Consider the following 24,576-nt stretch of genomic DNA (forward strand, 5'->3'; position numbering starts at 1 on the left):
CTCCTATGCGGACGCTGTATCCTCTTCCGATGTCAGGGCCGTGAGCCCTTCGGTCGTCCGCAGGATGAGCGTCTCGTCGAACACTGGCACGCCGATGGCGTCGAGCATCGTGGCGAGGCAGCGGATGCGGTGTTCCATGCCGGCATGATCGGCGGGGTAGAAGCAGGGCATGAGCCAGTAGTTGCCGAGGAGCGAGAGCAGTTGCGCCGCCTCCTCAGGGTATGCCGTGGGAATGGAGCCGTCTTGCACGCCCATATCGATGAGCGAGCGGAAGGACTCCGGCAGTCTCGTCGACCAGAAGCGCATGTTCGCCGTAAAGAACGCAGGATCCTTGAGCAGCGCCAGCTGGGAACGGACTAGGTCCAGATGATCGGGGGCGTCCGCGGCGGAAACGATGAGCACGCGCAGCTTCTCAAGCGCACTCATGTCCTTGCGCTCGATGAGTTTGTCGAGAAGACGCGCGGTGACGGCCCACTCGTCGGCGTTCAGCCGGTCGAGAATCGCATCCTTCGATTTGAAGTGGTGGTAGAGCCCGCCCTTGGACAGTCCCAGGTCGTTCAGGATGTCCTGGATGGACGTCTTCTCATAGCCCTTTTCAGCGAAGAGCCTGCGGGCGGAATCGAGGATTCGTCGTTCGGTGTCTCCGGAATGCATATCGTGCGCCATGCGGATGGCCTGCCTTTCGTTCATGTCCCCGTCAAGCATACAGACCGTCGGTCGGTCTGTCAAATGATCGAGGCAGTCACCCCTGTGATGCGATTGAATATCCGCGGCAAGGCAGGACGAAGAAGACCGGTAAGACGCCGAGTTCAAGTTCAACATCTCGAAGTAAGTGTTTCTCTGGCTCCCCTCTTTGAGGGGAGCTGTCGCTACAAGCGACTGAGGAGCGGCACGGATAAGGCCTGAGAAGTCGTCTTCTCAGGCCTTTGTCATGACATTGTTCTGCAAGGACTGGCTGCTGCAGCAGCATAATGTGTGTTTTATTATGAGTCTTCGCCAGAAATCATGACGGAAACACGAGACGCAACCCTTAGCTCGCCCCTGATTCATCCCCGGACCGTTATTCAGGCGTAGCGTATGCGTAAGCCCAATCCTCTTGTGAAGATTTTGTGTATTGTTGAGCATGCGTGGGTTTCACCGTCTATTTGAATGATGATAGGCTTCTCGATACCTGCCGTACGAAAACCCATCAAGGAGATGCCATGAACCTGTATCGCTACGCGATGTTCATCGCACGCGCCTGCCGTGGGTCGTTCATCGGCAATGTTCTGTTTGCCAATCCACAAATGGCCCTATTCTCGATGCTGGTGTAGCGGGGACACGCCTTATGCCGGGATGTACCGATGGCCCATCCGCAGTCGACGTCGCATGAATCGCTCACCATAGCCATCAACTTACGCAAAGCCGCGAATCGTTTGCCGTATATGAATGCGGAACGGATGGCGGCTTTTCCTTTACCCCGGACTCATCGGTGTCCTCGCGTCTTGACACAAGCATGGGGCCGGATCGCCCACACATGCCGTTACCAACAGAAGGAAATGCTGTGACCTCACAGAAAACCGCGGAACTCGGGTCCGCCGCCAGTTCCGTAAAGCCTATTGATCCGCACACCCGATTCATCGTCGTGGGTGTGATCGTCGTCGGCTCGTTCATCGCGCTGCTCAATCAGACCGTCATGTCACCGGCCTTGCCGGCACTGATGCGTGATTTCAATATCACCACCGGCACCGTGCAGTGGGTGACCAGCGTCTACATGCTGGCCTCGGGCATCATGGTGCCGATTTCAGGCTATCTGATTGATAAATTCTCCACCCGAAAGCTCTTCGCCGGAGCTCTTGCCACTTTCATGGTCGGCACACTGCTGTGTGCCGTCGCGCCGAATTTCATGCTGTTGCTCGTCGGACGCATACTGCAATCCGTCGGCTCCGGCGTGCTGTTGCCATTGGTCGCCGTAGTGCCGATGCTCGTCTATCCGCCGGATAAGCGCGGCACTGCCATGGGCATGGCCGGTATCGTCATGGCCGCCGGCCCGGCTATCGGCCCGGTTGTCGGTGGTCTGGTGATTGACAGTTTCGGATGGCGCCCGATGTTCATTGGCATCGCAGTCGTGGCACTGGTCATCCTTGTCGGAGGCACGATGATGCTCAAGAACGTCAGCGAGTTGAAGAACCCAAAGCTCAACATCCTGTCCGTGGTCCTTTCGACCATCGCGTTCGGTGGCCTGCTCTATGGCTTCTCGTCCGCTTCCACGATGGGATGGGCCAGTCCGGTCGTCATTACCTCAATCGTCGTTGGTCTTGTGGCCTTCGTCGCATTCGTATACAAGCAAGTCAAGCTCGATGAGCCATTGTTGCGCGTTGACACCCTTGCCACCCGCAACTTCCGCAACTCCGCGATTCTGGTCACTCTGATCAACGCCGCAGTCGCCGCAACCAACGTGACGTTGCCTATCTTCATCCAGAATGTGCTCGGCCAATCCGCCACCGTCACCGGCATGGTCATGCTGCCCGCCGCAGCGGTCGGCATCATCCTGAGTCCGGTCGCCGGTGCCGCATTCGACAAATTCGGCCCGCGCGGCGTGGGCATCGGCGGCCTTGCGCTCATGACCATCTCTCTTGGTCTTCTCGGCACCATCAACACCAGGACATCAGTGCTGTTTGTCGCCGTGTTCTGCGCATTGCAGGCATCCGGTCAGGCTATCGCCAACATGCCGATCAACACTTGGGGCGTCAACGCTTTGCCGAACGACATGATCGCCCATGGCAACGCCATCGCCAACACCGGCCGCCAGATCGCGGCAGCCATTGCGACCTCGCTTCTGGTCACCGCAGAAACATCCGTGACCGCCTCGCACATGTCCCAGGGCGTGAAGTCCGCCACGGCCAGCGGCATCGCGTTCTCCTACCTGCTGTGCGCCGCCATCTCGCTGGTCGCCCTGATCATCTGCATCTTCACCGTCACCAGCCGTGCCAAGGAGAAGGCCGCACGCAACGCCAAGGCCTACGAGGCGCAAACCTCCGCCGAAGTCGCGGTCGAAACCACTGAAGGCCAGCCCGCCGAGCATCACTACGCCGGCGCATACGTGGCCCCCGCCGCCTCCCTGTTCAAGCAGGCCCAGGAACAGTCCATCGGCGGGATCATGGACGATCAGCCCTACAGCTGCCTGGACAGCGATGACATCACGCATGTGGTGCGCGAGTTCATCCGCCTCAACGTCTCCAGCCTTCCCGTGGTGAACGGCGATGGCAGGCTTGTCGGCTTCGTCAGCGACGGCGATGTCCTGAAATCGATTGCCACTTATGAATCCCGTACGGTTCCCACCGGCACCGGTTCGACGATGGTGGTGTTCGACGACGAAACCGTGGCCTCCAAGGTGCAGGTGCTCTCCGGCAAGAAGGTGATGGACATCGCCACGCGTAAGGTCGTTGCCGCCACGCCCGACCAGCATGTTGGAGAGGTGGCCCGAATCCTCGCCAAGAAGCAGTTCAAGAAACTGCCGGTGGTGGATGGTGATGGCAGACTCGTCGGTGTGATCCGCCGTAAGTCCGTGATGGAACATGCCTTCGACGCGCTGTTCCCGAAGGATGATCGGTAATTCGGCGTCATCATCGCTGAATGAATGAAATATGAGGCTTCCCTTCTCGCGGGGGAAGCCTCATTGCTTTGTCCGCGTATGGTATGCCGACCCGACCCCGCTTCGTTGGTGTGCATGGGATGTCCATTCAGGTTTTTCCCATCTTCGGACTCGTAAAATAGGCGAGGTTAACAAGACGAAGAACGATGACATCCGTCGATTCGCAAGGGGTGGACGCATATGGATTATCAGTATCAGGCCGTTGAACAGCCTTCCAATCCCCGCAAAACCTGGCCGATTGTCCTTTCCGTGGTCGTGGCACTCACTGTGGCATGCGGCGCAGGAGTGTACGTCTACCACAACAAACGGCAGGAGGCGTTGGACACATGCCGGCAATCGCTTGCGGAATTCAGCTCGGCCCGTAAGGCCGTGCTCGACACATCCGAAAACGGTAGCGAGCTGCAGAAATTGATCCGTGGTGCGCTCGGCGTGAACGACATCATCGACGCGTTCGCGGACGCGGCCACCAGCGCAGAGAACACGGTCGATACGGAAGGCTGTAAGGCGGACGCCACCATCACGCAGCTCAATCTCATCGCCAAAACACTAGACAGCGCCACGGACTCCCTGAATAACAGCCTGAAGGACATCCAGGAGAAGAACGGCACGAATGCGCTGCAGGATTCGCGGAACGATTCGGATGGCACGACAACGAACGGACCATCCTCCAATACTCAGTCCAATACGTCATCGGGGCAATTGCTCGACGTTCCTTCGAACGGTTCTTTCGCCACGGAATCGTTGGATGAATCGAAGAAGGAACTGCAGCAGTCGCTCGACAAGGCGGACAAATTGGTCAACAAGCTTGGCAAGGACGAAACACTGACGTTGACTGGCCGTAAACTGCTGTCCGCATTGTCCAAAGCTGTGGATTCCGGTCAAAAACTCATTGAAAACAGCAATATCAAGGATTCCAAGTACTACAAGGCAGCCAAAGTCACGCTCGATGAGGCGATCGATGTGGCCGAGAATTGGGTGGACAGACAGGCGTCCAAAGCGCAATGACGATTCTCCCTCGTGTTGCTTCCATACGCGCGTCTAAAGTTTCCCGGATTTTTTTTTGATAAATTTGTTGATATGATGAATAATAAAACAAATTCTTTTATTCGTACAAGAGGATTGCGATTAATTGCCTATCATGCGAAGTGGGATAATGAAAATAAGATTAATTCTATTATTGAACAATGGCTAAGCCATATCGAAGATGAAAAACTAATTACAGCAAGACAATATATTCAAGATGTAATTGTTATTGCTAAATATAAACCAGAACTTATAAATGTTATTCTTGATACATTAGGACATTTTGACCAAATTTATGATGATAGTATGCAGAAATTAGTTTATAAAGATAGACAAAAGCAATAAAAATAATTCGCCAATATACTTGGTAAATTTCAGTTTACTTAAGAAGAGTGGAATTTAATAGGAGCGAAAAGAAAAATGTGTATAGAATGTTATGTTGATAAAAACAGAATAACACCACTCTTAAATCCGTTGGAATGTTTAGAAAATCATACACAATACATTTGTGGGGCTTGTGGGCGGTGCATTTGCATTGAACATGATCCTAAACGCGGATTACAACGGTGGAATTTTCCTTTTAAATCGTTAGAAATTGCAAAATTATATTTGCGTACTGCTGATTATAGTATGAAAAAGCCATGTGGTATTTATGAACTGAAAAGTGAAAATGGCAGACTTTCATACAAAATTTTTGCGAACATCGAGGACTTACAGTTATATCTAAAAAAGAACAAAGGAAAAATTTGCAAAGATATGAAGCCAGTTTTTATTATTGAAGAATACAGAGAATATGCAAATACGCAGATAAGAAAATTGACCTCTGATGAAATACAGAAATATATGTCAGAGCGATAACTTTCAGTTTGACAACTTCATATCCATATCCACAAAGCAGTTAGTCTTAGGATTGACTGCTTTTTAAAAAGACACCATGTAGGTGCAATGATGTCTTTTGAGTGTTATTTTATAGGTCATATCAAGGCTCATTCAATCGTGGTAAATTCGTGGTAAAATGAATGGTTTTCTATACTTCAAAATGCTTAAAGGTATAGTATTTATGCGGATAATCGAAAATCAGATATAAAATTTAACATAAAACGTCGACGATTATGACATCAGAGAATATGACGCCATGACGGATGGAAGCGTAAGAAGGGATACGAATGGCGAAATCGGGGTGTGGGCCATCGGGGAAACATCGCGTTTGCGAACCCGGTCGCCCGTCCATATCCTAGGCGATCGGGTTCGCAAGACCGATTAGAAGAACAGCGCTGAGACTCCGGCCGCAAAGCACATAAGCAGCACAGACGTGATGAAACTGGCGAGGAACGCCTTCTGTCCCTTCCTGACGATGGCATTGAAATTCACGTTGATGCCAAGCGCGGCCATGGCCATGCCGAGCACAATGTATGCGAAATCGACCAGATTCGGTGTGATGGCACCGATGAACGGCACGAACGTGCCGATGATGGAAGCGCCGATGAAGCCGAGCATGAACCATGGGAATGACACTTTGCGTTTGCCGTCCGTCGGTATTTCGGAATGGTTTTTATCCCACCAAACAGCGATGACGATGGCTGCGAACACCAGCATCAGTACTCGCGACAGTTTCATGATGGTTGCGATGTCCACCGCGCCGAACGCGTCGCCGGCTGCCACGGCATGGGCGATTTCGTGCAAGGAGGCTCCGGCGGTAATGCCCAGCTGTGTTTTGCTCAAGCCGGTCAATGGTCCAAGGGCGATTTCCAACAATGCGAAGATGGTGCCCATGATGGCGATGATGGCCACGGCCATCACTTCGTTGTTGGCTTTTTCATCCTCTTTTTCCGGCGGCACTTTGATGGAGCCAGACAATCCCATGACGGCGGCCGCGCCGCAAATGCCGGTGCCGCCCGCCACCAGAATGGCGAGCTGCGGATCGACGCCGAGTTTGCGGGCGATGGCGTAGCACACCACGATGGTGAGTGTCACGACCACGGCCGCGATGGGCAGACACTTGATGCCTTGGGTGAACAATACGGTCAGATTGAGCTTGAATCCGAGCAGAATGATTCCCAGACGCAACAGTTTATTGGAAATAAGTCCTGCTGCGTCCTTCACGCCGGACCTGTGTTCCGCGGAACGGCTGGAATACCATTTGTGAATCGGAAACTGGGCCGCCATGCCGATGAGCAATGCGATGATCAGCGCGCCGAACAGACTGAATCCCGGAAACTGTTTAAGCCACGAAGCCACTAGTGAGGCGGCCAAAGTGACGATGCCGACGAAAACCATTTCCTTGGTGGCTATGCGAGCCCACCATGTTTTGCAAAAATCAATCACGAACCTTAAGTGTTCCGGCCGGTTCGGACATCGGTATGGTACGGAAAGCGATGACTTCAGCGCCGCCGGTCTGCCGGGACTCGCTTTGCAGTGGGCGCTGATCCCGCTTGCCGCCTACTGGACCGAGTCGCTGATTGCCAAGCGCAATCACTGAACAACGATAGTTCAGACGCGGCAGTCAGCCACGTTCTGAACAAAACCGATATTTTCGGGAGCCAAGCCATTACGCTTGGCTCCCGTTGTCATATCAGTCGGGAAATCAGGAGAAACGGTCATGATCGCGGGAGTGTCCATCACCACATTGCTGCTGGTGCTCGCAGCCGGCATCGGGGCGGGATTCGTTGGATACGCGGTCGGCGCATCCTCGCTGATATCCTATCCGGCGTTGCTGGCGTTCGGCATTCCGCCTGTGCTGTCCAACACCACGAACACGGTGGGTGTGTGCGGTACTGGCATCGGCGGACTGCTTTCCGCCCGCAGGGAGCTCAGAGGCCAAGGCGTGCGCGTGGCCGTCTACGCCTGCATCGGACTGGCCGGCGGCATTATCGGCGGACTGTTGCTGCTGGAACTGCCGGCAGAAGTGTTCGAATGCGCTGTGCCACCGCTGATCCTGTTCAGCGCATTAATCATAGCTATCAATCCTCGGAAAAAAACTGCTGCACGAGATGCCGTCGCACAAGCGCTTCCTCAATCGCAGCAAGGCGAAAGGGCTGCACAGATCGCCAACAAAACTGATGATGGCAAACTGCATGACCCATGGTGGCTATGGCTTGGCGTAAGTTTTGTCGGCATTTATTCCGGATATTTTGGTGCCGCCGCAGGCACGCTTGCCTTGGCGATCCTAGATTTGGGTAAGATCGGCCCGTTCCATCAGATTAATGCGCTGAAAACAGTGGTCGGTTTCGGCGCGAACATTTCCGCCGCAATCATGTTCATCATTCGTGGATCCGTGTACTGGCCATTCGCCATCATGATGTGCATCGGATGTATCATCGGCAGTGCCATCGCACCTCCCATAACCCGGCATATTCCCGAAAACATCATGCGTGCCGCTGCCGTGCTCACCGGCATCATCCTCGCCGTCAAGCTCGGCTGGAGCACCTACCTGTGACGTGCGCTGTACATTGATTCGCAATGCGAGTCCCGCTGGAAGAACCGATTTCTCCAGCGGGCTTCTTTTTCTTGCTGCCTTGCGATTTGTTATGTATGGCTTTTCGATTTCGTCAATCGAGAAACTGGATGTTCGACATTGTGTTTCTATAGAATGGTGAAAGATGAAAGGCGGCGTACCATGACTTCCGAGAATAATGTGTTCGTGCAGGATGGCATTAAAACCGAATGGGACAGCAATACCATCACTGTCACCGAAATGGGCTTTGACCATACAGCGACGTTCGATAACGATGGCAACGTGTTGTCTTCCACATTCACAGATGCGGGCAAGCCTTTCCTGAAAAAATATTTTCAGAAAATCGTTCCGATGGTGAATGGGTTGCGTGCCATCGATCGGGAATATGCCAATGCCTGAGGTATTCAGTCTTGGCGGTTATACCGTTTATTTTTCTGCTTTGGACATTGAGCATGGAGTGCATGTCCATGTTCGGCAAGGTCATAACCTTGACTTGGCTCGATTCATCATTACAGCTGATGGGCGCGCGCTACTTTCGCATAATCATGGCAGGCTCACGAAGAAGACGATTTGTCAGTTGCAGTTCGTCATCGAGCAGAATACTGACGAAATTCTGCGTTTGTGGATCAACCTGTTCGGTGACGACATACATTTCGACAGGTGACAGACGATTTATGGCCGGATATTGCCCCTATATGCGAAGTTTGCAAAGTGCATATTGATTCGCAATGCGAAGTCTCGCTGGAAGAACCGATTCCTCCAGCGAGCTTCTTTTCCTGGCTGCATTGCGATTGAAGGACCTGCGAGCTGTCTATCGGCATCTCGCAAAACAGCATCGTGTCAGATAAGCGTCGACAGTGCTCGCATTACAATATCCACATCCTTGTTTTCCAATTCGCGAATGACATGAAGATAGGTTTCCTGTGTTGTGGTCATGCTGGCGTGGCCGAGGTGGCGCGACACGCTGGCGATTGATACGCCGGCGAACAGCATAAGCTCGAATTACTGCAGAATGTCAAGAAATCCATGCTTGACAAGATATTCGTATAGGGGTGGTCATGGCAACAATCACGTTATTTCACGGTTCCCCATACGAATCCATGATCCCCGAGTATGGTTTGGGTAACGACAAGCATGATTACGGTCGTGGTTTTTATCTGACTAAAAGTGTCGAGCTCGCCAAGGAATGGGCCGTGTGCAGGCCGGATGAGTCCAATGGCTGGGGCCACCAGTACGAACTGAACACGAATGGGCTGAGCATCCTGGATTTTCAGGAGCATAGCGTGCTTGCCTGGCTGGCCGAGCTGATGAAACATCGTGATGCCGTCGATTCCAAGCGTTATCGTGTGCTTGCCGCAAAATTCATCGCCCAATACGGCATTGATACCAGCGGTTATGACATCACCAAAGGCTGGCGTGCGAACGCCTCGTACTTCTACATCGCTAAAGAATTCGTCCGAGACAATGTGGACGTCGATATCTTGGAGGAACTGCTGTCGCTTGGAGGTCTGGGAATTCAGTATTGTGTCAAGACCGAAAAGGCATACGGTCAATTGCGAGAAGTCAAAGATGGCTTGCTTTCCGTCATCTACAGCGAATTCAACGACAAATACAATCAGAGGGATGTTGAGGCGCGGCAGAACATGCGTGACCTTATCGATTCCGATGCCAATACGGTGATCAACGTGTTCAGCACGTTGCTCTAGGGAGTGAAAACCATGCGGGCATATCCGGAAGTCTATCGGGATGATGTGGTGGAAAGCCAGGGCAAGCTTTTCGACTACGTGGCACAGTCGTTCCCTAACAAGAGCACGGAGGATTTCATCGCCACGTATATGACGAGCAAAACACGCAAAAGCATTGATGAAGCCAAAGCCTACGTCAATACGATGGATGCGGAAGAGCTATGGAAGTATTTCACCGAGACCGAGCATTACCAATTGAAGGACGGCAAGGCGCTTAAAGGGTTCATGCCCGATTGGATCGGTGAGTTCTATGCCTACTACCAATGGTTCTACGGTCTTCCCAGTTCTGAAGTGATTACCAGGGTGCCGTTGAACTTCCTGAAGAAAGCCTATTTCGGGCTGCATGATCTAGATCTGGAACTTGCGGTGCGGAAAGTCGGCGAAGAATGACAGGCATCGTTTGCTTCCATAATCCCGATGAGGAGAACGGGTACCTGAGCAACTGGTATCCGTCGCACTTCGTTGTGGATGATGTTGAGTTTTCCTCAATGGAACAGTACATGATGTACCGCAAGGCATGCTGTTTTAACGATGCCGAAACAGCAGCGCGAATCCTCGAAACCGATGACGTGGCCGAGATCAAACGCCTTGGCCGACGGGTGGCCGGTTATGACGATCACGTATGGAACGGCGTTCGCCAAATCGAGGTCTATGAAGGATTACTTGCCAAATTCAGCCAGAACGCCGAACTTGGGGCACGGCTTGAGGTAACCGGCACCGCGCTGCTGGCGGAATGCGCCGTCGAAGACCGCATCTGGGGCATCGGCCTGTCGATGCATGATCCAGACAGACTCGATTCAGCGCAATGGCGCGGATCAATAGTAGTTGTCGAGAAGATCTATTCTTGAAGGTATTCGATCTGGACGATCGCAGATAGCGGACGGCAGTAAAACAGGGGGAGAATCATGGCGGTTGTTGATGAAGCAAAACTGGGGTATCTGGACTTTCTTTCGCGTGAGGATCGGGTACGCCACCATCGCTACGTTGAGGAAATGAAGCAGTATGACATGATGCGCTCCGGCGACATCAATGCCATTTCGGAAAGCGCGAAACTGTGGGATTCCGGACTATACGGCCATCTGTCGGACGATTCTCTGAAAAACGCAAAATACCGTTTCATCACAACCATTACTTTGGCCACGCGTTTCGCCATTGAAGGTGGCATGGACGAGGAAGACGCATACAACGCCTCCGATCTATACATTCAAGATCTTGACAATTGCAAGACCCCGGAAGACGTGCGCCGACTGCACACCGACATGATGACCTTCTTCACCTGGGCCATGGCCGATATGCAGAAAACCGACACTCATTCCAAAGCCGTCAACGAGTGCATGGACTACATCCACTATCATCTGCATGAGAAAATCACTGTCGCGATTCTGGCACAGCACGTGCATTTGAATCCCACGTATCTGTCGGAACTGTTCGCACGCGAAACGGGAACGTCATTGTCGCAATACATTACCGACAAACGTATGGAAGCCGCCGAAAACATGCTGAAATATTCGGAATACAGCTTCAATGAGATCGCGCAGATCCTCGCATACCGGTCGCAAAGCCATTTCACGAAAGTGTTCAAGAAGCATTCCGGCATGACGCCGGGGGAGTACCGCACCAAGTACGCGCAAAGCGGTATCTGGCCGGAGTAGTAGCGCCCCGGCGTGTCGCGGGCGATGCGGTGAACCGGACGTGACGGCATTGCGAAATTCGGGTGTGCCAATCGTGAAATCGACGTGGTTTCGCGTGTGGCATACGTTCAAATCGACTACGGTGGAAGCATTCAATGATGATGCGCGCCGGCCGAATGAACGGCGGAACGAGAAACGCGCGCAGGATGTGGATGAAAGCAAAGGAATAAACGAATATGGGAATGCCCCTTGATTTGTATGTGATTCGACATGGCGAATCCGAAGCGAACGTGATTATCAGTGCCGGTGAACAAGGTGACAACTCGCTGTATACGCAGGACAACGTCACCGTGCCCGACCGTTCGTGGAGGCTTACGGCCACCGGCCGCAAGCAGGCGGACTGCATCGGCCGCTGGCTGGTCTCGCAGCAGCCGTTGTTCGACCGTTACCTCGTCTCGCCGTACGTGCGCACGCGTGAGACGGCTGCCACGATGGCCCTGCCTAAGGCGAAATGGGAGGAGACACGCGTGCTGCGCGAACGCTCCTGGGGTGAGATTAACACCATCACGAAAGACGATTTCAAAACCAATTACGCGCGCAACTGGATGTTCAAGAACACTGATCCGCTGTATTGGCGTCCGCCGGCGGGCGAATCAATCGCCGATGTGGCCGAAAACCGCGTGCATAATCTGCTCACGTCCCTGAACCGCAAGTCGGACGCAGAATCCGTGGTGATGGTCAGTCACGGCGACCTCATGCTGGCGCTTATGCTCACTTTGGAGGACTTGTCCGACGAGGAATTCATGCACCGTGCGGCGTCCGACGAATGGAAGATCACTAATTGTACGTGCTTCCATTATTCGCGCCGTGATCCGGCGACCGGGCGTACGCATAAGCGTTTCCGTTGGGAACAGACCGCCCGTCCGGTGTTTGACGATGCAGAAGGTCGTTGGACGGTGAAGGTCGAAGATTGGCGTGAATTCAAGCGTCCAGTGCTGTCGAATGGCGATTTGGTGGACGTTGTTCATGCGGTTGACCGTCACCTATGATGTGTGTTGGTCTGTTGATTGCATGATCGGATTGGCTGATATCGACGATTGATGCCCCCATCTTGCGTGCGCAACGCGCCCGTGTCCACGCCCCACTACAATGGCTGTGACACGCGGCGCGTTTTTGCTTGCCGCGAAAGAGAGTTAAGGAGACAATCGCATGTCCAATCTGTTCACGTGGCAGGTCCACGGTGACGGCAAGACGCTGAAGCCGGGCGAAGTCGTTGAGCCTGATGAGCGCCTGACTTGGCCGCGCACTGCCGAAATCGGCGCACAGCATGTCATCGCCATGTTCGGTGCCACGTTCTTGGTGCCCATTCTGACCGGTTTCGACCCGTCAACCACCCTGTTCTTCACGGCCATGTCGACCGCACTGTTCCTGCTGATCAACAAGAACGTGCTGCCGAGCTACCTGGGCTCGTCCTTCGGTTTCATCGCCCCAATCACTGCCGTCACCACGGCGAACAAGGGCATCGCCGTCGCATCCTTCGGCATTCTCATCACTGGTTTGCTGCTGGCTCTGATCGGTGTGCTCGTGCACTTCGCGGGTGCCAAGTGGATCGACATCATCATGCCGCCGGTTGTCAACGGTGCCATTGTGGCCATCATCGGCTTCAACTTGGCTCCGAGTGTGTGGAACAACTTCAAGGTCGCTCCCGACACCGCTATCGTGACTTTGGTTGCCGTGCTGCTGGTCGCAGTGCTGTTCAAGGGTCTGATTGGCCGACTCAACATTCTGATCGGTGTGATCATCGGTTACGCATACGCTTGCATTCGTGGCCAGGTTGACTTCTCCGCCATCGGCGATGCTGCTTGGGTTGGTCTGCCGACTTTCCACCTGCCACAGGTTGATTTCACGATTCTGCCGATGTTCGTTCCGGTGGTGCTCGTGCTCGTTGCCGAAAACGTCGGCCACGTCAAGTCCGTTTCCCAGATGACCGGCCGCGATTATGACGACCAGATCGGCACCGCCCTGTTCGCCGACGGTCTTGGTACCGCCATCGCCGGTTTCGGCGGCGGTTCCGGCACCACCACGTACGGTGAGAACATCGGTGTGATGGCAGCCACCAAGGTGTATTCCACCGCAGCCTACTGGTGCGCGGCAGGTTTCGCATTGCTGCTGAGCCTGTGCCCGAAGTTCGGTGCCATCATCAACACGATTCCGGCTGGCGTGCTCGGTGGCGTGACCACCCTGCTGTACGGCATGATCGGCATGGTCGGTATCCGTATTTGGGTTGAGAACAAGGTCAACTTCGACAAGCCGCTGAACATCATGGTTGCCGCAATCACCATGATCATCGCCATCGGACAGTTCGCGTTCGCGTTCAATGGCATTTCCTTCAACGGCATCGCCATCGGCACCATCGTGATCCTCGTCGCCTACCACGGCCTGAAGGCCATCGGTAAGGCCACAGGCACGATCGGCAAGAACGACCCCGACATCCTGTGATGCAATAATCATTTGCATCGCTCTGAAGGCCCTTCCCAAACGTTCCCTGTTCTGGAAGGGTCTTTTTATGTGTGAGTGGGGGAAAGGCGGATATTCTGGCTGGATCTTGAATCGATATATAGCGTTTATGCTATGATATAAGCATGTCGATTATTGAGGAGCTTAAGGATGAGCGTATCCAGCGTGGTTTGACGCAACGTGCAATTGCCGAAGCCATGGGCACTACACAATCGGCGTTATCGCGTGCTGAGCGCAACGGGAATCCCACTCAGGATTTTCTGGAAAGATATCGTTCTGCGTTGCAGCAGGTCGCTTCGAACTATAGCCCTTTGGAATTGACCACGGTCCGTTTCATTGTTGGCAAAATTGCGCGAGAATACGGTCTTGCCGAAGTCTGGCTGTATGGGTCCGTGGCTCGAGGGGATGCAAGACCGGATTCTGATGTTGATCTGTTGTATCGTTTGAAACCCGGTGAGCGGCTCGGTCTGACGCAAACTCAGACATTGACAGATGAATTATCGTCTTATCTAGGGCGTGAAGTCTCGTTAATGGCTCTCGACACAGTCGAGCGTCGTGCCGAACGTAGTGCTGCAGGTCGTCTGTTCTATGAACGGATAAAACCTGATTTAATCAAGGTGGCATGAGCATGGTTGTGCATCAGGATTGGCGGTATCGTGACTTTGTGACATTGACCGCCATGGTAGAGCATCTGGTCCATGCGTATGGTGATGCGCAATATTTTGATGCTGCGGAAGAGTTGGCTTGCGATCGGAGATCGTTTAATTCTGTTGCTATGGAGCTTACTCAAGCACAGGAGTGCGCACGTCGGTTGTCCAATGAGTTTCGTGATGTCACGCCGCAATTGCCATGGCGTGAATTGCGCGGCATGCGAAACGCCATTATTCATGAGTACGATGCCATTGATGAGGAGGTTTTGTACAGCACTGCCATCTCGGATGCGTGGGAACTCGCACAGATGCTTAAACCGAAAGTGGAAGCTATGGCAGCGGCTTTTGGTGTGAAACTGGGAAAAGTGTGGGACGAATTATGGCAGTGCAGTTCAGAATCAGCATAACGTCCACTTCAGGTCGGCGATGGTCCAGAATAGGAATGCTGATCAGTCCTAGGCATCCAATAATCATGCCTCTCATGCAATACCGCTTCTCTGCAGGGTTTCCATGGTTCGATCGCTTATTAACCTTCATGATGTCCATTCAAAACTGCACGGTGATACGGAATATGTGAACTCGCTGAAAACGGCGCTGAAACCAGATGTAATGAAGAGGTCAGCAGATTGCGGAATGTAACACAGAAGAAAACGTCAATCGTTTGACTTCATGTGAGGTTAAACGGTTATGATGGTGCAAGAGGGATTGTGTTCATTTTTGAGTGAGGAGTTCGTCATATGAGTACCGCAGCAGGAAAGAAAATCGCTATCGTCACCGGTTCCGCGCTTGGATTGGGATACGAGCTGACTCGACAGCTGATCGCCAAAGGATGGTTCGTTGCTGGTATTGATTTCAATGGCGCACGCCAGGCGGAGTTGTCAAAGACTTTTGCTGCCGACGAATACAGAGCTTTTGTGGGCGATATTTCCGACGAATCGTTCGTGAAGAACTCTGTTGCCGCAATCTCGAAAATCGGTCATATCGATTTGCTGATCAACAATGCCGGGCAGCCTTCGTTCAAAGTCCCGACCGCATACGAGGCGGCCGATGTGGACAAGTGTCTGAAGGGGCTGAAAGGCATGGTGTTGTGGAGTGTGGAAACGCTGAAAGCAGACGGTGAGCGGGATCTCAAAATCGCCAACGTTATGTCTACTGCGGCAACGCGAGGCAATCCCAACGAATCCGTGTACTGCGCCACCAAGTGGGGCGAGAAGGGCTACACCAAGAGTTTGCAGGCCGCATACAAGGGGACCAGTGTGAAAATCGTGGGTGTCTATCCGGGTGGCATCGACACCCCGTTCTACCGTGACAGCCATGACTACGTTTCAGAAGAAAAGCAGCATACCTTCATGCGTGCCGACCAACTGGCCGAAGTGATTCTGTTCAATCTGGTCAACGAAGCGAATCTGACCGTCACCGATATCGAAATCAACCGCAATCCGGCGTGAATATAACGGATATGAAGGATTGAAGGAACGTAAAAAAGTATCGGGCATAGGCTACAGTTATCAGGTTTGCGCAACGTGCGTAATATTTGACATGAAAGGCCATTGTGCCCGATACCGTTTTTGATGAAGATACCCTCGCAGCCGCTTCCAAAGCGATGGGCGAGGAAGAGGAACGCCCGCTGACGTTCGCCGAGCTCGGCGTTCCTGGCCCGCTGGTCCGCGTGCTTGCGGCCGATGACAAGAAAACCGCTTTCCCGATTCAGGCCGACACGCTTCCCGATTCGTTGGCTGGGCGAGACATTCTCGGCCGCGGTCGTACCGGCTCCGGTAAGACGTTGGCGTTCTCGATTCCGCTGGTCGCTCGCTTGGGTGAAGTGGATGCCAACGAATATGAGAACATGAGCCAGTTCCGCCATGAGGTTGATCGTGTGAAGCAGGCTCATGCCAAGGAGCGTCGTGCCGACAATTTCGTGCCTCATCCGCGTGGCTTGGTGCTTGCTCCGACACGTGAGCTTGCCAACCAGATCAACGACGTGCTGATGCCACTTGCCCAGATATACGGCATCAACACCACCACCGTGTACGGCGGCGTACGTTATGCCCGCCAGATCCGTGACCTTCAGGCCGGTGCCGATATTGTGGTGGCCTGCCCAGGTCGTCTTGAGGATTTGATCGAACAGGGCGCGCTCACCTTGGACAAGGTTGAGGTCGCGGTTATCGATGAGGCCGACGAAATGGCCGATATGGGCTTCCTTCCGCCAGTCAAGCGACTGCTCGGCCAGATTTCGTTCGACGCGCAGATCATGCTGTTCTCCGCCACGCTCGACCATGGCGTGGACGAAGTGGTGGAAACCTTCCTGTCCGATCCGAAGGTGCATAGCGTCGATTCCGCGACGGCGACCGTTGACGAGATGACCCACCATGTGTTCAAAACCACGCAGGGCAACCGTCACGAGCTGGTGCGCACCCTCGCTTCCGGCAAGGGCCGTCGCATTCTGTTCACCCGTACCAAATTCCAGACTCAGAAGCTTGCCAAGGATTTAACGCAGAACGGCATTCCTGCGGCCGAATTGCACGGCAATCTGAGTCAGAACCAGCGTGACCGCAATCTGGCCGCCTTCAACTCCGGCGATGTGAACGTTATGGTGGCCACCGATGTGGCCGCGCGAGGCATCGACGTTTCCGGTGTGGAACTCGTGGTGCAGGTCGAACCGCCGGAAGATCCGAAATCCTTCCTGCATCGTTCCGGACGAACCGCGCGAGCCGGTCATTCCGGTGACGTGGTGACCATCATTCTGCCGAACCAGCGCCGCAGGACCCGTCGCATGATGCGTGAGGCCGGACTGACGGTCGAACCGATCGATGTGACCCCTGATTCGCCGGAAGTGTTGGAACTCGTAGGCGAAGTGGCCGAGCCGGTGTTCGGCTGGACGCTTGAACAGTCGCAGCCGGCGGGAAATCCGCGCCGCAGGAAGAATGGCAAGGGGGGTGCCGACGGCGAACGTTCCGGCAGGTCGAACCGTTCCGGCGGGCGTAACAAGGATCGCGGCAAAGACAAGGGCGGCAAGCCGTTTAAGTCCGAACGTAAGGATCGTCGTGATCGCGACCAGCGTGAGGAGCGTAACGATAGCGCGAAGAAGTTCGAACCGAAGAAGAACCGTGCGGAACGTCGTGCCGCCAAGTTCGAAGGTCGTGACAATCGTGAATTCGAAGCGCGTGAACAGCGTTGGGAACATCCTGAAATTCAGGAGGAACGCCGCGAACAGCACGAGGAAAAGCGCAACAACAAGCGTCGTGAAAAGTACGCGCGCCTGCATGAGCAGCAGCGCAGCGACAACGAACAGCGCGAAACAACGAATAGGCGTAGGAACGACGGCGATTACGGCAATACCGACAATCGCAGGAAGCTGGGAAAGAAGAAGTCCGGACAGCTTGCGAAAAAACAGGGTGCGCCAAGCAAGAAGCAGCGCAAGTCTGAAGCCCGTGCCGAACGTCAATATGACGATAATCGTCGGTTCAAAGGCAAGAAGCATGACGAGCGTTCCTCGGATGTGAAACGCTATGACCGTCATACGGAGGTCAAGCGTGGTGGCCGTGGTGAACGTCACGACAAGCATGCAGGGCAGTCACGCCATCGCCATGCGAACATCAGGAAAGCGCCATTCCGCACGCGTTGATCGCTGAAAAGCAAAATCAAAGCTTGCATAGCTGGTAGACAATAGAAAACGGTGTCCGACAAGGTATATGAACACTTGGCGGACACCGTTTTCTGTTAAATCTGATTGTCTATTAATTTGCTTGGCGATATGAAAAATTACTCAGCCTGTAATCGGATTGTATTGGTCGTCTGCAGTGAAGCACTTACGGTACGCCATCACCATAATGAGACTGTCAGCCAGAAGCGTCAACGCTGCGATGACGGCGAGAATCAGGAACTGGTATTTCGCCGCATCGATAGGATTGCCGCCGGCGATGATCTGACCGGCCATCATGCCAGGTACCGTCACAATGCCACTGGAAGCCAGCGAGGCGGTAGTCGGCAGCAAACCCAAACGAATCGACGAGACGATGGACGGGCGCGCGGCCTCCCAAGCGGTCGCACCCAACGCCAACAGCGTATCCACTTCGTCACGGCGTTCCTTCATGCTTTCGAAGAACCGGCTCAACCCAACTGCCAAAGCGGACACGGTATTGCCGAGCAGCATCCCGGTCAACGGTACCACCAATTGCGGCGCATACCATGGTTGCGGGCGAATGATCAATTCGGTGACCAACGAAATCATAATGAGCATGGTGATGACCAAGCTCAAAAACACGGGACCGACCAAACCTTTCGGTACACCCTTGGAACGAGACAGGGTGATTTGCACGGCCGCGATCAGCATGAACATCACCAGCAGCAGCACCAGCCATGGATTGTTCGACTTGATGACGAACTCCATAATGAAACCCATGGCGCACAATTGCAGCAACGCGCGGCACGCCGACCATAGCAGTGTCTTGCCAATGCCCATGCGCATCGCTTCGGAAATGCCTGCGGCCACGGCGACCATAACCAATGCGATAAGCAGACCCCAAATATCAATGGAATAGTAATTGCCGCTCATGCCTGCGCTCCTTGCATCGGATCGGACTGTGCCGCGAAATTATTGGAATCATTGGTTGCTACGGTGCGCGGAGCATTCGTACTCTGCAATACGCCATTGGCCAGTGTGAGAATACGCGTGGCTCGCCCATCCGGTGGGCGATGGCGAATACGAATCACCGTCATGCCCTGTTCTGCGGCCTGAGCCATGATGGACGCTACCTTATCGGCGTTCTCATCATCCAAACCGGCATCAACCTCATCGGCAAGCAGCACTTTCGGCGAAGTAAGCAAGGTGCGCGCCAAACTCACGCGGGCGGCCTGGCCTCCAGACAAGTTATGCGGAGCACGCCCCAAATCAATATCCGCGCAGCCAATGGCGTCAAGCGTGGCTCGAATGCGAGCATCCGGCAGTAGATCTGCGGGTTTGAGAGACTTACCGGCCGACCATTTCCTGCTGAATCCTTGCTTGCCTTCGCCTGCACGAATAGCCAATGTGAACGGTAGACGAATCGCCTCGGCCACACTCGAACCGATCAATACCGGCTTCTGCGGCAAATACGCCACCTGACTACGCCACTGCTGCGGTGTGAATTCGCTGGCGGAGCGCCCTTCAAGCTGAAAATCGCCGTTCGCATTCGGATTCAATCGTGCGAAAGCGGTAAGCAGACTACTCTTGCCCGATCCGGAAGGGCCGACCAAATCCACAATCTCACCTTGCTTCACATCAACGGATAATCCGCTGAAAATCGTGCGTTGCTCACCATCGACAGGTACGACACAGGAAACATTCGAAGCCGAAAAAACATACTGCATAATCCAACACCATACCGCTTGACTGCCGGTCGGAAGCATTGGATGCGTTTCTTAGTGTCTTATTAGCTGGAATCGCATTGCATGGGAATATTGCGTCTGCTGTACAGGGAACATGCGCAAGGAAGCGCGATTGGAGGAAATCGTGCCGCAGTCAGAGTATCAAACCGATCCAGCACGACTGGTGCTTCCCAATGCGCTGTTGATCGAAGGCGATCCCGACTTGGGGTTCGTTCCATGCGTAGGGCGGGTATTGGAACGTGCGTTCAAGGCATGATTATCAAAGGTAAGAGCTGCCCAATAGCATCATCCATTCAGCTTACTCACAGTATTCTTCGTTGATATCCCAAGGAAAATCAGCCTCAAGGATGAGGTCGTGCCAACGTTTCATGGACTACAACTGGCACATTGGAAATGAAGAATATGAAAGCAAGAAGTGAGCATGCGTGCATGGTTGATGAACATAAGTTTGGTGGATGGTTGGTTTCCGGCAACGATGTTTTCGGTAACCGCGGTGCTGGCGGCGATACTGCTGGGTATTGCAATATGGGAGACGGTTGGCGGAAGCCGTGTCGGCGGTAACCGTGCAATTGCCGTAGTTGCGCGTCCGATGGTGATTGCGGTTATTGCCGGCATTATCGGATTGGTGATTGCCTGGTTGCTGTCGGACGTGTTTGTGGTGTTCGGTGTTGAGCTGGGCCCGCGTGTGATCGCATGGGCTGGTTGCGGTTGCGCAATCATCGGATTCGCGGTCAGCCATGCGATGCTGCATAGGGGAGTGTTGCGTGCCATCGCTGTAATACTGGTGGTATGCGCAGTGTTTTCTACCGCCACCGGCATCGATCAGGCGTATGGAGAATATGCCACCATCGGATCACTGTTCGGCCAAGACACCTATCGAGAAGTCGACCTGACAGGAATGACGAAACGCAGCGATTTGATTGGCGTCACGCAATGGAGGCAGGAAGCGGCAGACGGTAGCATCAGCGATATTCCCGCACATGGCGAAGTCAGTAAAGTAAATATTCCAGCCACAACATCGCATTTCGAAGCGCGAAAGGCGCTGGTATATCTGCCGCCTGCAGCGCTTGCCACAGCCAAACACAAGCCGGCGTTGCCGGTCATACTGATGATGAGCGGCCAGCCAGGCTCTCCGGGGCGCGTGTTTGCCGCGGGCGGCATTCAAACCATGATGGACGATTACGCGCAGCATCATGGCGGACTTGCACCCATTGTTATTGCGGCCGACCAATTGGGAGACGATTCGCATAACACCCTATGCGTGGATTCGCCGGTGTACGGCAATGCGTTGACCTACTTGACGAAAGACGTGGTCGACTGGGTGAAAACCAATCTTCCTGCGGCACAGCAAGCACAAGATTGGGCGATCGCAGGTTTTTCACAGGGGGCCACATGTTCGCTGCAAATCGGTGCGAACCATTCGGATTTGTTCGGTACCATCATCCCCACCGGCAGCGAACTCAAACCGACTAATGGCAGTGAAAGCAGTATGATCAGCCGGTTCTTCCACGGCGATCGCACCGCATATGAGAAGCAGGTTCCCATCAACGCCATTCGCAACCATGCGCCTTCGAACCAGACGCTTGTGATCGGCGCGGGGGAGCGTGATCGCGAGTCCGTGCGCAATGTCAAACGCATCGCATCGGTTGCTCAACAGGCGGGCATGCATGCTACGGCAGTCGAATCGCTTGGCAATGCGCATGACTGGCATGCCGTGCAAGACACGTTGCGGTACGGACTTGCCGTATTCGGTTATAACACGGGACTGAGCGATGCCAAGCCGAAATTGGCGGACTATCCGAATCTCGAACGCATCGCGATCTGACATGTCGTTTTGAAGCGTCAGCAACTCGCAATCGCAAGTATCAATCTGAATCATCTATCGAATCATTAATCCGAATTATTGAACGGAAGCATTGTTATGACAACGCAATCGCAGGAATCAGCAGTAAAGCCATTATTCGGCTTTCGCGCGCTCATATCCGATCTTGCCGACTGGATTCGTCGGCACCGTATGACCTTGGGCTTCGTGCTGTTCATCACGCTGTTCAATGTCGGCATGCAGCTCGTATGCGGCATCAGACATACGCAATTTCCGCCGCAATTGTCGCGCGTGAGTTTTGATGCGCTCGCGCATGGGCGCTGGTATACCGTGCCGGTCTCACTGCTGTCGGTGCCTCAGTTGGGTCGTTTGCTGATCGACATTCCACTGATACTTATAGCATTCGGCTTATGCGAAACGGTGATTGGAAAGGCGAAGACGGCATGGGTGTCGCTGATCACCACACTTGGCGGCATAACGCTCGGCATGGGATTATGCTCGCTGTTCGCAGGCAAAAGTCCGCAATGGCATGCGATTTCGCATGATGGAGCGATTCTGGGGCCGCTGGTTGTTGTGGTGGGCACGCTGATGTGCGCCAGCGCATTCACCGCCATGCTGTGGCGTCGGCGCATTCGTGTGATCGGCTATAGCGTGGTGCTGATCATGTTCCTCTACCGTGGCGAAGCCGGCGATTATTGTTTGCTGGCTGCCGCGCTGATCGGTCATGTGCTTGGTTATTTGATGGCGTCCGAGAGTCAAGGCGATGTGTACAGGCATGGCGCCTTGTACGAGATGCGCAGGCTGATTGGTATGGCTGCCGGCGTGCAGGCGGTCGGTTCGCTGGTTGCCGTTTCCTCAAGACAATCATTCGGATTGCTTTCCATGTTCGGCTTGCTGACCGGTTCCACGGAATTCGACACGGAACAAGTGTTGGATTGCCTCAACGGTTCCTCGCATGCCAACTGTTTTGCGCAATATCGTATGATGCGATTCACCATGCCCGGAAACTGGCTGGTGTCGTTGATGCCGACGCTGATGCTGCTGTTGATCGCATGGGGTCTGTATCGCGGACGCCGCATTGCCGCCGTGTTAAGTGTGCTGTTCAATGCATGCACGGTGGTACTTGCGATGCTGTTTTATGTGGTGCTTCCGCTGCAATATGTTGGCGATTCGCAGGCTGATGCGTTGCCTGCGTTGGCTCGTCATGGTGCGTTTCACGCGATGTTCTCCACTATGGCATTGCCGTTGATTTTTATCGTTATCGTCATTGCGTTCCGTCAGTGTTTTACGATTCGCACTAGAAGTGAGATTATGTTGCGTGCTGCGGCAGGTGTATTGTCGGCTTTTCTGTTGTTGGGATTGATGTATGTCGGGTATGGGCTTGCCTCGCCCGAGGATTTCAACGAAAGCCCACAATTGATTGCATTGCTCGCCGATTATGCGCAACGATTGTTGCCGATCGGACTGCTGAGTGGTATCGAACCTGAGTTTGTACCCGTCGGGCAAATCTCCTTGCTGGTATATCAGTGCGTCGGTCCGGTGTTTTGGATTATCACTCTGCTGTGTGTTTGGGATTGTTTGCGGGATCGTTCCATGGTGAATGACGCTTCACGCCATCGTGTTGACGCGATTATTCCGCTTGGCGGCGAATCCATGTCATTCATGGCAACTTGGGAAGGCAATGATTACTGGTTTTCTGCAACCGGACGTTCCGCAATCGCCTATCGAGTGTCGTACGGTATCGCATTGACGGTGACAGGACCATTCGGAGATCCAAACGAATATACGGAAGATCTCACTGATTTCGCAACATTCTGCACACAACATTCCTGGACGCCCGTGTTTTACAGCGTACACGAGCCACAGCGAGCCGAACTCGCCAAAGCCGGATGGGACTCACTTGACGTTGGCACGGAAATGATCGTCAATCCCAACGAATGGCAAACCCGAGGCAAGAAATGGCAGGACGTGCGCACCGCCATCAACAAAGCCAAACGAGACGGCATCACCGACGTGCTCACCACTTTCAAGGAGGCACCCTTCTCCGTGCAAACGCAGATTCGTGAGATTTCCGCACAGTGGGCCGGCAAAAAGGCCCTGCCGGAAATGGGATTCACCTTGGGCGGCGTCGACGAACTGATCGACTCTCGGGTGCGCCTGCTCTACGCGGTCGACGGCAACGGCAAAGTCCTTGGCGTAACCAGCTGGCTGCCCACCTATCGTAACGGCACAATCATCGGTTGGACGCTTGACTTTATGAGGCACCGCACCGACAGTGTCAACGGCATCATGGAATTCCTGATTGCACGCATGGCTGAACGACTACGCGACGAAGGCAACGTGGAATTCATGAGCCTATCGGCGGCGCCACTGGCCGGTATGGGATCCAACAAAAGCGAACATGAGGAAAGCGAAGTGTTACGTCATGCACTGCAAATGGTCGCAGACATCATGGAACCAGCATACGGATTCCACTCACTGTTCCGTTTCAAACTGAAATTCCACCCCGACGAAGAGAAAGTGTATATCTGCTATCCCGACGCGGCCAAACTGCCGCAAATATCGCTTGCTGTGGCGCAAGCCTACGTGCCGTCGCTCACACCTGCCGAAGCCATGCGTTTTGTGCGCACCATCACGCCACATGATTGACGGTACGTCAGATTTGGCATGGTAGCAGCTTTGACAGAATGTCAGACTTGAGACGGTCCATGATTCTGGGATAGCTCGGGTCTA

Annotated in this window: 26 protein-coding genes and 1 pseudogene; 22 read left to right on the top strand and 5 right to left on the bottom strand. The window is 53.9% G+C overall.

Features of this window, described 5'->3' with window-relative positions; all coding sequences use genetic code 11:
- Positions 1-3 precede the first annotated feature (3 nt).
- Complete coding sequence (locus BBKW_RS03525; protein ID WP_033501989.1) at positions 4-666, bottom strand: TetR/AcrR family transcriptional regulator; 663 nt, start codon at positions 664-666, stop codon at positions 4-6.
- A gap of 461 nt (positions 667-1,127) precedes the next feature.
- Here BBKW_RS03525 and BBKW_RS11195 point away from each other — a divergent pair, with 461 nt between their 5' ends.
- From BBKW_RS11195 to BBKW_RS10095, 5 genes are all read left to right on the top strand, one after another.
- Positions 1,128-1,313, top strand: a complete 186-nt coding sequence (locus BBKW_RS11195; protein WP_033501981.1) for a hypothetical protein — start codon at positions 1,128-1,130, stop codon at positions 1,311-1,313.
- A 230-nt stretch (positions 1,314-1,543) separates the two neighbouring features.
- Positions 1,544-3,595 carry an MDR family MFS transporter gene (locus tag BBKW_RS03535; protein ID WP_033501980.1) on the top strand — a complete coding sequence of 684 codons (2,052 nt, stop codon included), beginning with the start codon at positions 1,544-1,546 and terminating at the stop codon, positions 3,593-3,595.
- A gap of 219 nt (positions 3,596-3,814) precedes the next feature.
- On the top strand, positions 3,815-4,639 hold the full coding sequence (locus BBKW_RS03540) for a hypothetical protein (protein WP_033501979.1): 825 nt from the start codon (positions 3,815-3,817) through the stop codon (positions 4,637-4,639).
- A gap of 72 nt (positions 4,640-4,711) precedes the next feature.
- The gene (locus tag BBKW_RS03545; RefSeq protein ID WP_197540646.1) at positions 4,712-5,002 is read left to right on the top strand and encodes a hypothetical protein; all 291 of its coding nucleotides are present in this window, start codon (positions 4,712-4,714) and stop codon (positions 5,000-5,002) included.
- A gap of 75 nt (positions 5,003-5,077) precedes the next feature.
- A complete protein-coding gene (locus BBKW_RS10095) occupies positions 5,078-5,515 on the top strand; it encodes a hypothetical protein (RefSeq protein WP_082139058.1) in 438 nt (145 codons plus the stop codon).
- A gap of 402 nt (positions 5,516-5,917) precedes the next feature.
- On the opposite strand, the gene BBKW_RS03550 is transcribed toward BBKW_RS10095, so the two are convergent.
- A complete protein-coding gene (locus BBKW_RS03550) occupies positions 5,918-6,934 on the bottom strand; it encodes a YeiH family protein (RefSeq protein WP_284699222.1) in 1,017 nt (338 codons plus the stop codon).
- Between BBKW_RS03550 and BBKW_RS10895 the strand changes: the two genes are divergently transcribed.
- The 4 genes from BBKW_RS10895 (at position 6,918) to BBKW_RS03565 (ending at position 8,775) form a co-directional block, all read left to right on the top strand.
- A complete protein-coding gene (locus tag BBKW_RS10895) occupies positions 6,918-7,136 on the top strand; it encodes a hypothetical protein (RefSeq protein WP_231858543.1) in 219 nt (72 codons plus the stop codon). The two genes, BBKW_RS03550 and BBKW_RS10895, sit on opposite strands and share 17 nt — an antisense overlap.
- 120 nt (positions 7,137-7,256) lie before the next feature.
- Positions 7,257-8,093, top strand: a complete 837-nt coding sequence (locus BBKW_RS03555) for a sulfite exporter TauE/SafE family protein (RefSeq protein ID WP_033501681.1) — start codon at positions 7,257-7,259, stop codon at positions 8,091-8,093.
- Positions 8,094-8,273: 180 nt separating this feature from the next.
- Positions 8,274-8,510 carry a hypothetical protein gene (locus BBKW_RS03560; protein WP_033501682.1) on the top strand — a complete coding sequence of 79 codons (237 nt, stop codon included), beginning with the start codon at positions 8,274-8,276 and terminating at the stop codon, positions 8,508-8,510.
- Positions 8,503-8,775 (top strand): DUF4160 domain-containing protein, encoded by a 273-nt coding sequence (locus BBKW_RS03565; protein ID WP_033501683.1) that lies wholly within the window; start codon positions 8,503-8,505, stop codon positions 8,773-8,775. Before BBKW_RS03560 ends, BBKW_RS03565 begins: the two co-directional genes overlap by 8 nt.
- A gap of 176 nt (positions 8,776-8,951) precedes the next feature.
- On the opposite strand, the pseudogene BBKW_RS10455 reads toward BBKW_RS03565, so the two are convergent.
- Positions 8,952-9,107, bottom strand: a pseudogene (locus BBKW_RS10455) (site-specific integrase); the annotation flags it as partial.
- Between the two features lie 62 nt (positions 9,108-9,169).
- Here BBKW_RS10455 and BBKW_RS03570 point away from each other — a divergent pair.
- From BBKW_RS03570 to BBKW_RS03615, 10 genes are all read left to right on the top strand, one after another.
- Entirely contained in the window at positions 9,170-9,817 is a 648-nt protein-coding gene (locus BBKW_RS03570; RefSeq protein WP_033501743.1) for a DUF3990 domain-containing protein, read from the top strand.
- A 12-nt stretch (positions 9,818-9,829) separates the two neighbouring features.
- Positions 9,830-10,246 (top strand): hypothetical protein, encoded by a 417-nt coding sequence (locus tag BBKW_RS03575; RefSeq protein ID WP_033501684.1) that lies wholly within the window; start codon positions 9,830-9,832, stop codon positions 10,244-10,246.
- The gene (locus BBKW_RS03580; RefSeq protein WP_033501685.1) at positions 10,243-10,704 is read left to right on the top strand and encodes an NADAR family protein; all 462 of its coding nucleotides are present in this window, start codon (positions 10,243-10,245) and stop codon (positions 10,702-10,704) included. The genes BBKW_RS03575 and BBKW_RS03580 overlap by 4 nt, the downstream gene beginning before the upstream one ends.
- A gap of 57 nt (positions 10,705-10,761) precedes the next feature.
- Entirely contained in the window at positions 10,762-11,508 is a 747-nt protein-coding gene (locus BBKW_RS03585; protein WP_033501686.1) for a helix-turn-helix domain-containing protein, read from the top strand.
- 215 nt (positions 11,509-11,723) lie between these two features.
- A complete protein-coding gene (locus tag BBKW_RS03590) occupies positions 11,724-12,536 on the top strand; it encodes a histidine phosphatase family protein (protein ID WP_033501687.1) in 813 nt (270 codons plus the stop codon).
- A 160-nt stretch (positions 12,537-12,696) separates the two neighbouring features.
- Positions 12,697-13,986 (top strand): uracil-xanthine permease family protein, encoded by a 1,290-nt coding sequence (locus BBKW_RS03595; RefSeq protein ID WP_033501688.1) that lies wholly within the window; start codon positions 12,697-12,699, stop codon positions 13,984-13,986.
- 143 nt (positions 13,987-14,129) lie between these two features.
- Positions 14,130-14,630 (top strand): XRE family transcriptional regulator, encoded by a 501-nt coding sequence (locus tag BBKW_RS03600; RefSeq protein WP_193786599.1) that lies wholly within the window; start codon positions 14,130-14,132, stop codon positions 14,628-14,630.
- A 2-nt stretch (positions 14,631-14,632) separates the two neighbouring features.
- The gene (locus BBKW_RS03605) at positions 14,633-15,061 is read left to right on the top strand and encodes a HepT-like ribonuclease domain-containing protein (RefSeq protein ID WP_070097854.1); all 429 of its coding nucleotides are present in this window, start codon (positions 14,633-14,635) and stop codon (positions 15,059-15,061) included.
- Between the two features lie 330 nt (positions 15,062-15,391).
- The gene (locus BBKW_RS03610) at positions 15,392-16,102 is read left to right on the top strand and encodes an SDR family NAD(P)-dependent oxidoreductase (RefSeq protein WP_033501689.1); all 711 of its coding nucleotides are present in this window, start codon (positions 15,392-15,394) and stop codon (positions 16,100-16,102) included.
- A gap of 104 nt (positions 16,103-16,206) precedes the next feature.
- On the top strand, positions 16,207-18,279 hold the full coding sequence (locus tag BBKW_RS03615) for a DEAD/DEAH box helicase (RefSeq protein ID WP_033501690.1): 2,073 nt from the start codon (positions 16,207-16,209) through the stop codon (positions 18,277-18,279).
- Positions 18,280-18,420: 141 nt separating this feature from the next.
- Here BBKW_RS03615 and BBKW_RS03620 read toward each other — a convergent pair whose 3' ends face one another.
- Positions 18,421-19,209, bottom strand: a complete 789-nt coding sequence (locus tag BBKW_RS03620) for an ABC transporter permease (RefSeq protein ID WP_033501691.1) — start codon at positions 19,207-19,209, stop codon at positions 18,421-18,423.
- Entirely contained in the window at positions 19,206-20,003 is a 798-nt protein-coding gene (locus BBKW_RS03625; RefSeq protein WP_033501746.1) for an ABC transporter ATP-binding protein, read from the bottom strand. Before BBKW_RS03625 ends, BBKW_RS03620 begins: the two co-directional genes overlap by 4 nt.
- A gap of 112 nt (positions 20,004-20,115) precedes the next feature.
- On the opposite strand from BBKW_RS03625, the gene BBKW_RS10460 reads away from it, so the two are divergent.
- From BBKW_RS10460 to BBKW_RS03635, 3 genes are all read left to right on the top strand, one after another.
- On the top strand, positions 20,116-20,277 hold the full coding sequence (locus BBKW_RS10460; protein ID WP_154303671.1) for a hypothetical protein: 162 nt from the start codon (positions 20,116-20,118) through the stop codon (positions 20,275-20,277).
- 180 nt (positions 20,278-20,457) lie between these two features.
- Complete coding sequence (locus tag BBKW_RS03630; protein WP_231858515.1) at positions 20,458-21,846, top strand: alpha/beta hydrolase; 1,389 nt, start codon at positions 20,458-20,460, stop codon at positions 21,844-21,846.
- 96 nt (positions 21,847-21,942) lie between these two features.
- The gene (locus tag BBKW_RS03635) at positions 21,943-24,492 is read left to right on the top strand and encodes a bifunctional lysylphosphatidylglycerol flippase/synthetase MprF (RefSeq protein WP_033501693.1); all 2,550 of its coding nucleotides are present in this window, start codon (positions 21,943-21,945) and stop codon (positions 24,490-24,492) included.
- Positions 24,493-24,576: the final 84 nt, after the last annotated feature.

The organism is Bifidobacterium catenulatum subsp. kashiwanohense JCM 15439 = DSM 21854 (assembly GCF_001042615.1).
GTDB classification, from domain to species: domain Bacteria; phylum Actinomycetota; class Actinomycetes; order Actinomycetales; family Bifidobacteriaceae; genus Bifidobacterium; species Bifidobacterium catenulatum.